This window comes from uncultured Sphingomonas sp. (genome assembly GCF_946477935.1).
Lineage (GTDB): Bacteria > Pseudomonadota > Alphaproteobacteria > Sphingomonadales > Sphingomonadaceae > Sphingomonas.
In genome coordinates this window covers 1-9,186 of the sequence record NZ_CAMLAC010000144.1, presented here as the reverse complement: position 1 = coordinate 9,186, position 9,186 = coordinate 1, and the positions used below count along the sequence as shown (strand labels likewise).

Annotated in this window: 11 protein-coding genes; 6 read left to right on the top strand and 5 right to left on the bottom strand. The window is 66.6% G+C overall.

Annotation, left to right across the window (positions count from 1 at the left end; all coding sequences use genetic code 11):
• From Q0U08_RS14045 to Q0U08_RS14030, 4 genes are all read left to right on the top strand, one after another.
• A partial coding sequence (locus Q0U08_RS14045) for an FAD-linked oxidase C-terminal domain-containing protein (RefSeq protein WP_298092015.1) occupies window positions 1-238 on the top strand: 238 nt, incomplete at its 5' end.
• 18 nt (window positions 239-256) lie between these two features.
• The gene (locus Q0U08_RS14040) at window positions 257-1,573 is read left to right on the top strand and encodes an MFS transporter (RefSeq protein WP_298092014.1); all 1,317 of its coding nucleotides are present in this window, start codon (window positions 257-259) and stop codon (window positions 1,571-1,573) included.
• Between the two features lie 33 nt (window positions 1,574-1,606).
• Window positions 1,607-2,356 carry an AraC family transcriptional regulator gene (locus Q0U08_RS14035; protein WP_298092013.1) on the top strand — a complete coding sequence of 250 codons (750 nt, stop codon included), beginning with the start codon at window positions 1,607-1,609 and terminating at the stop codon, window positions 2,354-2,356.
• The gene (locus tag Q0U08_RS14030; protein WP_298092012.1) at window positions 2,353-3,048 is read left to right on the top strand and encodes a FadR/GntR family transcriptional regulator; all 696 of its coding nucleotides are present in this window, start codon (window positions 2,353-2,355) and stop codon (window positions 3,046-3,048) included. Before Q0U08_RS14035 ends, Q0U08_RS14030 begins: the two co-directional genes overlap by 4 nt.
• Before the next feature lie 93 nt (window positions 3,049-3,141).
• Here Q0U08_RS14030 and Q0U08_RS14025 read toward each other — a convergent pair whose 3' ends face one another.
• From Q0U08_RS14025 to Q0U08_RS14015, 3 genes are read right to left on the bottom strand one after another with little or no spacing between them, the layout of a single operon-like run.
• Window positions 3,142-3,453, bottom strand: a complete 312-nt coding sequence (locus tag Q0U08_RS14025; RefSeq protein WP_298092011.1) for a hypothetical protein — start codon at window positions 3,451-3,453, stop codon at window positions 3,142-3,144.
• On the bottom strand, window positions 3,450-5,900 hold the full coding sequence (ctaD, locus tag Q0U08_RS14020; protein ID WP_298092010.1) for a cytochrome c oxidase subunit I: 2,451 nt from the start codon (window positions 5,898-5,900) through the stop codon (window positions 3,450-3,452). The genes Q0U08_RS14025 and ctaD overlap by 4 nt, the downstream gene beginning before the upstream one ends.
• Window positions 5,897-6,568 carry a cytochrome B gene (locus Q0U08_RS14015; protein ID WP_298092017.1) on the bottom strand — a complete coding sequence of 224 codons (672 nt, stop codon included), beginning with the start codon at window positions 6,566-6,568 and terminating at the stop codon, window positions 5,897-5,899. The genes ctaD and Q0U08_RS14015 overlap by 4 nt, the downstream gene beginning before the upstream one ends.
• Before the next feature lie 42 nt (window positions 6,569-6,610).
• Between Q0U08_RS14015 and Q0U08_RS14010 the strand changes: the two genes are divergently transcribed.
• The gene (locus Q0U08_RS14010; RefSeq protein ID WP_298092009.1) at window positions 6,611-7,120 is read left to right on the top strand and encodes a DUF2231 domain-containing protein; all 510 of its coding nucleotides are present in this window, start codon (window positions 6,611-6,613) and stop codon (window positions 7,118-7,120) included.
• Here the strand turns inward: Q0U08_RS14010 and Q0U08_RS14005 are convergent.
• Both Q0U08_RS14005 and Q0U08_RS14000 read right to left on the bottom strand, forming a co-directional pair.
• The gene (locus Q0U08_RS14005; protein WP_298092008.1) at window positions 7,090-7,599 is read right to left on the bottom strand and encodes a CopD family protein; all 510 of its coding nucleotides are present in this window, start codon (window positions 7,597-7,599) and stop codon (window positions 7,090-7,092) included. The two genes, Q0U08_RS14010 and Q0U08_RS14005, sit on opposite strands and share 31 nt — an antisense overlap.
• Window positions 7,596-8,309 carry a cytochrome c oxidase assembly protein gene (locus Q0U08_RS14000; protein ID WP_298092006.1) on the bottom strand — a complete coding sequence of 238 codons (714 nt, stop codon included), beginning with the start codon at window positions 8,307-8,309 and terminating at the stop codon, window positions 7,596-7,598. The genes Q0U08_RS14005 and Q0U08_RS14000 overlap by 4 nt, the downstream gene beginning before the upstream one ends.
• A 445-nt stretch (window positions 8,310-8,754) precedes the next feature.
• Here Q0U08_RS14000 and Q0U08_RS13995 point away from each other — a divergent pair.
• Window positions 8,755-9,186, top strand: a 432-nt coding sequence (locus Q0U08_RS13995; RefSeq protein WP_298092004.1) for an FAD-dependent oxidoreductase, incomplete at its 3' end; no start/stop codon positions are given.

The window sequence follows — 9,186 nt, the reverse complement described above, 5'->3', positions numbered from 1 at the left end:
CTTCTCGATCGATCCCGCCAATCCTGACGAGTTCGCGCAGGTCGAGGGGATCAACCGCCGTCTGGTCGAGCGGGCGATCGCGATGGACGGCACCTGTACCGGCGAGCACGGCATCGGCCTCGGCAAGCAGGACTGGCTCGTCGCCGAATTGGGCGATGCAGTGGACACGATGCGCGTCCTGAAACGCGCGCTCGATCCGGGAAACCTGATGAACCCGGGCAAGATCTTCAGCCTGTAGAACGTGGGAGCGTCCCCGATGACCGACACCGCCCCCGCCTCCCCTCCGCTCGGCGTACCACATACCGCGGCGCGGACCCTGCCCTCGCTGCTCGCGCTGACATTCGCGATGGCGATCGGCTTCACGATGATGGCCTCGTTCGGCACCGTGCAGGAGGGAGCCAAGGTCGAACTCGGCCTCAGCGACGCGGTGCTCGGCATCATTCAAGGCGTCAGCGCCGCCCTCGCGCTCGTCGTCTTCTCCGTGCCCGTCGGCCTGCTTGTCGACCGCTTCAACCGCAAGCGCCTGCTCATTGCGCTGGCGCTGGTCTGGACGCTCGGCACCGCGCTGACCGCGGTGGCGAGCGGCCCGGTCATGCTGTTCGTCGCGCGGGTGCTGGCCGCGACCGGCACCACCGGCGCGCTGACCGCCGCGCTGTCGCTCGCCGCCGACCTGTGCGTGCCGGAGCGGCGCGGCCGGGCCATGCTGCTCGTCAACCTCGGCAAGATGGCGGGGCTGGCGGCGGCCTTCGGCATCGGCGGCTGGCTGTACGGCACGATCGCGGCGGGCGGGCTCCCCATCATCGGCGGTCTGGCGCCGTGGCGCGGCACCCATGCGATACTCGCCGTCATCGGCGGCGCCGCCATCCTGCCGCTGCTGTTCCTTCGAGAGCCCACCCGGCAGGAGGTCGCGGCCACCAGCCACGCACCGTTCCGCGTGCTTGCCGCCGAACTGTGGTCGCGGCGCGTCTTCCTTGCACCGCTCTTCGTCGGGCAGGTCGCGGTGGTGATGGCGGACAATGCCGCGCTGGTCTGGGCCGCTCCCGTCCTGTCCCGTCACTACGGCCTGCAGCCGGGCGATTTCGCCGGCTGGATGGGTGCCCTCGTCTTCGTCAGCGGCGTCACCGGCACGCTGCTCGGCGGCTTTGCGGCCGACTGGGGGCAGAAGAGCCACATCCGCGGCGGCCTGCTGCTCGGTGCGGTCATCGCCGCAAGCGTCGGCGTGCCCGCCGCGCTCTTCCCCATCGGCCCCACCGTCACCTGGTTCGCCATCGCCTTTGGCGTCCTCTCGCTCTGCGGCGCGATCACCGGCCTCGTCACCTCGGTCGCCCTCACCGTCCTCATCCCCAACGAACTGCGCGGCCTCTGCATCGGCGCCTTTATCGCCTTTGCCGGTCTCATCGGCTTCGGCATCGCCCCCTCGCTCGTCACAGCGATCAGCAGCCTGCTCGGCGGCGAGAGCCATCTCGGCCCAGCCCTCGCCATCGTCGGCGTCGCCACGGGAACGCTCTCGGTCTTCGGCTTCTTCCTCGCCATGCGCCGCGCCCCCCTGTCCGCAATTGACGAACCTATCTGAAAGGTTCATCACAATCTCGAGAGGAGAGGATCGATGACGCGCAAACAGCGGATCGATGTGTCGCCGGAAATGCTGTCCTTTGTTGGCACCGGTGTGATCGACGGCCAGGATCTGCCGGCGGAGCCGATCGTCCTCCGCTTCGATCTCGGCGATGATGCGCCCACCCTCAGCCTGTGCGACGATTTCGCCGATACCGAGGATGCAACGGTGGTGCTGATCGCCTCCGCAAAGGCGTGTTTCCGCATCTTCGGCCACCTGCCCGCCCGGCCCGGCTGCTGGCACCTCCCTGCCGAGTTGGCCCTGCTCGCCGTCGCGTTGCGCGACTGTCCCCTGTCCGAGCCCGCCCGCGCCACCTTGCGCCTTGCCAAAAGCATCGAACTGCTCTGCGCGACCTTCGAGAAGTTCGCGGATGCCGCGCTGATCCCCGCCGATCGTGCCGGCGACTCGTCGGAACGTGATGCCGCCCGCCTGGCCGTCGCGCGTCGCCTGGTCGACGAACGCTGGCAGGAGAAACTGACGCTCGACACGATCGCCCGCGCCTGCGGGCTCAACCGCGCCAAGCTGACCCGGGGATTCCGTCAGGCGTTCGGCTCCACCGTTGCCGACGCCATCGCCGATCGCCGGTTGCAGGGCGCGCACAGCCTGTTGCTCGCCACCGACCTGCCCGTGTCTTCGATCGGCTATCGCTGCGGCTACAGCAACAATGCCAGCTTCACCCGTGCCTTCTCCCGTCGCTACGGCATCGCCCCGACCCGGTTGCGTGCGATGCAGGCCGCGGCATGAAGGGTGTCGTTCGTCTCGATGAAGGCGGATCGCTGGTCGACCTGGCCGTGCGCCGCGTCCGCGAGCATATCCGTACGGCGGACCTCAAGGTGGGCGATACGCTACCCGGCGAGGGCCAGTTCGCCACCGACATCGGGGTCAGTCGCGCCGTGATGCGCGAGGCCTTTGGTGCGCTCGCGGCGCTACGCTTGATCGACGTGGCCAATGGTCGCCGTGCACGGGTCGGGGCGATCGATGGATCGGTCATCGGGACCTCGCTCGACCATGCCGTCGCTACCGATCAGGTTTCCGTTTCCGAAGTTTGGGATGTGCGTCGCACGCTGGAACTGCGCACCGCCGAGCTTGCCGCGCTCAACCGGACCGACGCCGATGCGGCAGAGATCACCGCCGCCGCCGATGCGATGCGCGCGGCCCGTGATATCGACGAGATCACGCGAAACGACATCATCTTCCATCAGGCGATCGCGCGCGCGAGCGGTAACGTGCTGTTTCTGCAAATCATACGATCGTTCGCGCCGTTGATGACGGTTGCCGTACCGGTCGCATGGCAGACCCGCAAAACGCCGCAAGCGCGCGACGAGGTGTTGAGGCGGCATATCCAGATCGCTCAGGCCATCAGCGACCGCGATGGAGGGAGCGCCTCTACGTTGATGATCGACCATTTTGACGTTTCGATAGGCAGCGTTCTGTAAAGGACAGACGTTAGTCCGACTTTCGCGCGGCAAAAAGCAGCGCCGCCCCCGGCGCGCTGTGGTGCGTCGTCTGCGATCTTATCCTCGTCCTCGTCACAAGCAATCCGGCACCAGCAGGATCGGCAGCCCCCCTGCCATCGTCGCCGCACATCCCACCCAGGCCAGAACCGCCGCCGCACGGTCGGTTAGCGCCGGGCCAGGCGCACGCCATCGCAGCGCCAGGGTCAGCGTCGCCGCCACGCTGGCGATCCACGCCGCCAGCAACACGGTGCGATGCAGGCTCGCGCCCATCACCGGCATGCTTGCCCAGCCCGCCGCACACCCGATACCGTGCAGGCCGTAAAGCAGGCAGAACGCAACCGCCCAGCCAATCAGCCCCGCACTCATCCGCAGGAGCGTGATCATGCCAGCCATCCCGGGACCACCAGCAAGACTGCGGAAAATGCGCCGGCACCTGCTGCATGATCGCTCCACAGGGTTGCGATCCGCGGCTCGGTATCACGCGCCGCCGAGTGAAAGCCCGCTTGTGCCCGTGCCCGGATGAAAAGCCACATCACCATCGCAACACTGACGTGAAAGATCGCGTATGCGGCGACCGCCGCGCTGGTGGCTGCATAGGCATGCGACGAAGGCGAAGGCATGCGCAACGCGATCAGTGCGACCAGGGCAAGAAGGATCATCCCCTGCCCCGCCGCGGCAAGCGTTGCCCGGCGCGCGCGAACCGCCCAGATCGCCATGGCCGCACCCAGCACCGCGAGCACAGGCTCGACCGCCGCCGCCTCGATCAACTGCGGCGGCGGCCAGTTTGGCGCGACCGTCCACAAGAAGGCATAACCAAACAGCAGCGAGGCAAAGAGCGTCGCGCTGGCCGACAGCGCAAAGATGCTGCCCCACCAGCCCGTTGTCCCCTGCGTCTCCAAACTGGTCGGCAGGTGCAGGCCGTCGCCGGCATCGACCGGGCCGACATCGGCATTCGTGCCATTGCTCCACGCCCAGCGCCAAATCAGCCATGCCGTGCCGATTAGGAAGATCGGCGCGAAGGGATACCACCCCGCCAGCATCAACAGGAAGAACCCGCCCAGCGTCCCGGCGGTCGCGATCGGCAGCCAGCTATTGCCCGGCAGGATCGCGACATGTTCCGGCGCACCCGTCGTCATGTCCACGGCCAGCGTCTCACGCCGGCCACTGCCCGCGCCGGCCAGCAGGCCGTCGCCGCATGCCAGCCGCACCGCCAGGTCCGGCATGTCATCAAGCGGCTGGCGGCTTGTGACCCGCGCGAGACTGGCGAAGTTGTACGACGGTGCCGGGATCGGCATCGCCCATTCCAGCGTGTCCGCATTCCATGGATCGCGCCGCACACGCTGGCCCAGCCGCGTCTTCAACACCACATCGATCAGGAACAGCGCAAAGCCGAACGCCTGAATGAAGCCGCCGACGGATGAAATCAGGTTCAGCAGCGTCCAGCCCATCTCCTGCGAATAGGTATCGATCCGCCGCGGCATGCCCAGCAACCCGGTCAGGTGCATCCCGAAAAACGTCAGGTTGAACCCGACGAAGATCAGCCAGAACGCTGCCTCGCCGATGCGCATCACCCGGCCCCGCCCGGTGAAATGCGGCAACCAGTAATAGGCGGCCGCCAGCATCGGGAACACGAACCCGCCGACCAGCACATAATGCAGATGCGCGGTGACGAAGGCGGTGTCGTGCGCCTGTGTGTCGAACGGCACCACCGCCAGCATCACGCCGGTTAAGCCGCCCAGGACGAAAACGATGAAGAAGCCGATCAGGTACAGCATCGGCAGCTTCATCTCGGGCCGTCCGTTCCACAGCGTGCCCAGCCAGGCAAAGATCTGCACCGCCGTCGGGATCGCGACCAGCGTCGAGGCGGCCGAGAAGAAGCCCAGCGCCATATGGGGGATGCCCGTAGTGAACATGTGATGCACCCACAGCCCGAAGCTGAGAAAGGCAAGCGCCAGCACGGCCGCCACGATTGCGCCATATCCCAGCAGCCGGGTGCGTGCCATCACCGGCAATATGGTCGATACCGCCCCGGCCGCCGGCAGGAAGATGATATAAACCTCCGGGTGTCCGAACAGCCAGAACAGATGCTGCCACAGAAGCGGATCACCGCCCAGCGCGGTGGTGTAGAAGGGCCAGCCGAACGCCCGCTCCACTTCCAGCAGGATCGATCCCAGGATCAGCGGCGGAAAGCCGAAGATCATCATCCCCGCCGTCGCCAGCAGGTACCAGGCCAGGATCGGCATCCGGTCCAGCCGCATGTCGCCGGCACGCAGCTTCAGGATCGACACCGCGATCTCGATCGCGGCGCACATCGCCGACACTTCGACAAAGGTGATGCCGAGCAGCCAGACATCGGAATTGATCCCCGGTGTCCACTCCTTGCCCGACAGCGGCGGATACAGGAACCAGCCCGCATCGGGGGCGACGCCCGCCAGCATCGATCCGACGATGATCGTGCCGCCGAACAGATAACACCACCAGCCGAGCGACGAGAGACGCGGAAAGGCCAGGTCGCGTGCGCCCAGCATCTTGGGCAGGATATACATCGCCAGTCCCTCGAACATCGGGATGGCGAACAGGAACATCATGATGCTGCCATGCATCGTGAAAATCTGGTTGTAGACGGCCGGCCCCACGAACGCGCTGTTCGGCGTCGCCAGTTGGGCACGGATCAGCATCGCCAGAACGCCGCCGATCGCAAAGAAGGTGAAGGCGGCGATGATGAAGCGCTTGCCGATGTCCGAATGGTTCACCGAACGCAGCCAGCCGCGCCAGCCCGGCTCGGTCCGCCAGACGGCATCCAGCTCCCTGTGCAGCCGCAGCGCCCTCACCGATCCCCTCCCCTGTTCGCCGACATGGGGTTTCCGCCCGTCCACCGCGCCCAGCCTGCCGCGTCATAGGCGATGACGGTGAAGCCGTGATCCTTGTGGCCGACCCCGCAATATTCGGCACACTCGCCGCGGTAGGTGCCGGGCCGGTCGGCATGCACGCGCAGCACGTTTATATGCCCCGGTATCGCATCCATCTTGCCCGCCAGACGCGGTATCCACAGGCTGTGGATGACGTCGACGGAAGTGATTGCCAGATCGACCGGCCGACCCGCAGGGATGTGCAGCACGCCCTCGCTCACCCGTCCGCCCCCGGTGGTGAAGCGCCAGCCATAACGACGCGACTCCGCCGCGATGCGCACCGTATCGGGCGCCGGGTTCGGCAGCGTCGCCACCCCCGCCAGCAAGGCGTAGATCAGCAACGCACCCAATACGGCCACCGGCATCGCCAGCCCCAGCGCACCGATCCACAACCGTGGGTTGCCTTCGCCCGGCGTCCCCCGCCGCCGGAACGCCATCGCCAGCAGGACGAATACCAGCGCGGCAAGGATGCCCGCGCCCGCCAGCATCACCCACCATAATCGCGCGATGCTGCCCGCATGCGGCCCGGCCGGGTCCAGTGTCGATAGCGGCGCCACCATGCAACCCGTCAGCATCAGCGGCGTTGTCACGGCCAAGGCCGTGATCTTGCTGCGGCGTTTGTGGGACACGGCATGAACGACGACACGCTGCACCGGGGTCTGGTCGATCCGGTTACCGAAAAGCCGCACTTCAACCGCACCGATTCCAAGATCGCGGTCGCGGGACATCCCATTCACGCGATGCTGGTCGCCTTTCCGATCGCGTTGACGAGCTGCACGCTGGGCGCCGACCTGCTCTATTGGTGGACGGGCGACGCTTTCTGGGCACGCGCCGGACTGTGGGCGGCGGGCGCCGGCTTCCTGTTCGGCCTGCTCGCTGGCCTGTCGGGCACCGCCGAGCTGCTGCTCGTCCGCGGCATCCGCAGCCGCTCGGCCAGTTGGACGCATTTCGTGATCGCGGTCATGCTGCTGTCGATCATCGGCGCCAACTGGGGCTATCGCCTGACCGGCTACGAACAGGCCGTGCTCCCTTATGGCCTGCTCCTTTCGCTGTTCGCGGTCGGCTTCACGGGCTTCACCGGATGGCACGGCGGCAAGCTGGTGTTCGAATATCAAATCGGTGTCTCGTCGACCGGAAGTTGACGGTTCTGCGGCTTGGTCAGCCATTCGGGTACGAGATCGGGCACGACCGGCTTGCCCAGCACCAGCAGCAGGACCGCGATCATCGTGGCGCTACTGCCGACCAGCAGGGGCACGGGTGACGGCGGGGTGTAGGTGCCGCGCCGCTCGCTCATCAGTATCACGATATGCCCGATCCAGCAGTGCAGCGCGACCAGCAGGCCCACCGCCACCAGCTTGGCGAACATCCACGGTACGAACACGCCGCGCAGATAGAGGAGCGCCGTCCCCGCGGCGATCGCGATCACCGCCGCCGGCGTGACGATAAAGGCATAGCTGTCATGGGTCAGCAGCCGCAGCCGCGCATAATCCGATTGCGCCTCCCCCGCCTCGTGCTTGCCCAGCATCAGCGGCAGCGCGAACAGACCCGCACACCAGATCACGAGCGCGGCGATATGCAGGAACTTGACGAGGGTGACCGCCAGTCCGGCCAAGCCCGTCACGCGGCCAGCCCCGGTGACAGCCGCCGCCAGCCACGCCGCCCCAGCCAGCCGGCCGCCACCGCATAGGGGAGCAGCCCGATCACCCACATCAACAGCCCCGCCAGTTGCTGATCGGCAAGCGGCCCCATCCCATAGGGTATGGTGCTGGCCAGATGGCTGACATAAAGCGGGCGCGGTGCGAAGCTCAGGATCGCGCCCAGCATGCCCATCTGCGCGGCGCCACCCGCGATGCCCGCCGCGGCCACCGCCGGAGAGGCCGCAAATACCGCCCGCCAGAACGCCCAGGCCCCGCCGAGCAGCGTCGCCTGCATCACCCAGTACACGGCCTTGTTGGCGAGCGCGGCGTCATACAGCGCAGGGATATGCCAGAGCCATAGCGAGACTGTCGCTGCGACCAGTCCCGCGGCCATTCCCACCCGCACCCCTCGTCCGGCGACTACCGCGAGCAGCGGCGCCACCACGCCGACCAGCACCAGATGATGCACCGCCCGCGCGGAAAACAATGCAACCGAAAGGGCGCACAGCGGCGACGCGAATGCGACGGTCAATGCCGCCACCGCGGCCACGAGACAGCGTCGCTCCAGAACTGGCAGACGAGGACCGAGCAACATCATCCCGACCAGCGTGGCGATCAGAACAGGATCGACATTCCAATGTTCGAGCAACGTCCCCGGCATGGGTGACGGCCCGCAATAGCTTCCATTCAGCACCACAACCCCCAATCGCTCTGTTCGCTACGCATGAAGACCGATTTTGTTGCGTGCCCTCGTGCCGAAACATCGCGATCCACATTTGGTCTGATTTTCAAATGGATGGCCGGTATCAACTCGGCTGGAACATTCGGATCATCCTCGGCGCCTCCGCATAACCGATGGGAAACACTCCAGAAATGTTGAGGCAATGCGCGGGCTGTCATAGCCCCATATGGCTATCGGCCCCTCGATCGTGCCGATCATCATGCATGATACTGTTTTATGTGAACAATTAGGCATCGCCCTCGGCGATCTAGCGACAGATTGGCCGGAGTAGCGGGACCCATCATCACACCGACAAGGTTTGCATCAGGACGATGCGCCCAAATTCCACGCCCTCGGCGATGGGCGGATGCGCATGACGGATCGCATATCGAGCGGAAAATGCCGGAGGTCGAATAGCATGAATGACACAAACGCCGGGGCCGGCCTCGGCCCGACCGAGCAAGGCGACGCACACCGCGTCCTGATCGTCGGCGGGGGCGTCGCCGGGCTCGACCTGGCCGGCACGCTGGCCGGGCACGAGGGGCTGGACGTCGCGCTGGTCGACCTCGCCACCGCGCATGTGTGGAAACCGATGCTCCACAGCATCGCCGCCGGCACCCACGACGTCGCGCGGGTCGGCGTCCCGTATCTGGCGCAGGCCCGCCAACACGGGTTCCTTTATCATCCCGGTCGCGCCTCGGCGATCGATCTGGACGCGCGCCGCCTCACGGTCGATGCCTTTGACCGCGATGGCCTCACCCTGCTGCCCGAACGTCGGCTTCCCTATGACACGCTGGTACTGGCGGTCGGCAGCGAGGCGAACGATTTCGGCGTTCCCGGCGTTGCCGAG

What these genes read in the sequence shown, in the direction of transcription:
- Q0U08_RS14030 (WP_298092012.1), top strand. Translation starts at nt 2,353, where the DNA reads ATGAAGGGTGTCGTTCGTCTCGATGAAGGCGGATCGCTGGTCGACCTG.
- Q0U08_RS14035 (WP_298092013.1), top strand. Translation starts at nt 1,607, where the DNA reads ATGACGCGCAAACAGCGGATCGATGTGTCGCCGGAAATGCTGTCCTTT.
- Q0U08_RS14025 (WP_298092011.1), bottom strand. Translation starts at nt 3,453, where the DNA reads ATGATCACGCTCCTGCGGATGAGTGCGGGGCTGATTGGCTGGGCGGTT.
- Q0U08_RS14010 (WP_298092009.1), top strand. Translation starts at nt 6,611, where the DNA reads ATGAACGACGACACGCTGCACCGGGGTCTGGTCGATCCGGTTACCGAA.
- Q0U08_RS14040 (WP_298092014.1), top strand. Translation starts at nt 257, where the DNA reads ATGACCGACACCGCCCCCGCCTCCCCTCCGCTCGGCGTACCACATACC.